This is a genomic window from Pseudomonas sp. MF08817 (assembly GCF_059862705.1).
The window spans coordinates 1-632 of record NZ_JCBCUY010000107.1; the positions used below are offsets into that span (position 1 = coordinate 1).

The window sequence follows — 632 nt, forward strand, 5'->3', positions numbered from 1 at the left end:
TTCTTTTCGGTCACTTGTTTGACCGCCTGGATTTTGAATTCTTCGGGATATCGCTGGTTGCTCATGGCACCTCCTAATGGGCCTCATTTTAAGGCTTGGAGGTGTCTACGAAACTAGGGGCGATTCATTTTGTTGATATAAAAATGTGGGGATGGTCGCTATGGTCTTTTAGATCAGCGTCCTCATCGCCATGCAATACCACAAAATGGATGGGGTATTCTGGAAAGACCACTTCATAAAAATCTTTGATTAGGCTTATTCGCTTCTCTGCACTTATTCCAGAAACTTCATTTTTGGATGGAAATTTAAAAAATGCTTCTTGAATAACGGCCTGATTTTTCTTGATTAGTGGTTTCGGGCCTCGCTCTATCTCATTGTGGCATTCGAGAAACTGCCTTGCAGTATCGAGTTTCTGGCCTTTGCGCTTAATGTCGAACTGATCAAGGTCGGATAAAAGCTGTTCAGCATCTGCAATGCCTGACACATTCAGTATGTTCTGAAAGGCAAGGATGGGCGGTCTCAAGGAGCAAGTGCAACGCCTGATGTAAGGTGTTGCCATGTCTACCCAATACAACCACCTGAGTACCCAGGAGCGCGTCACCATTATGGTGATGCTATTTCAACGGCAACCA

1 protein-coding gene is annotated in these 632 nt (G+C 44.6%); it reads right to left on the reverse strand.

Annotated elements, in window-relative coordinates; all coding sequences use genetic code 11:
- Nucleotides 1–124: 124 nt before the first annotated feature.
- Nucleotides 125–559: a hypothetical protein gene (locus tag AC19YR_RS24805; protein ID WP_500600445.1), complete on the reverse strand. Its 435-nt coding sequence runs from the start codon at nucleotides 557–559 to the stop codon at nucleotides 125–127.
- Between the last annotated feature and the right edge of the window lie 73 nt (nucleotides 560–632).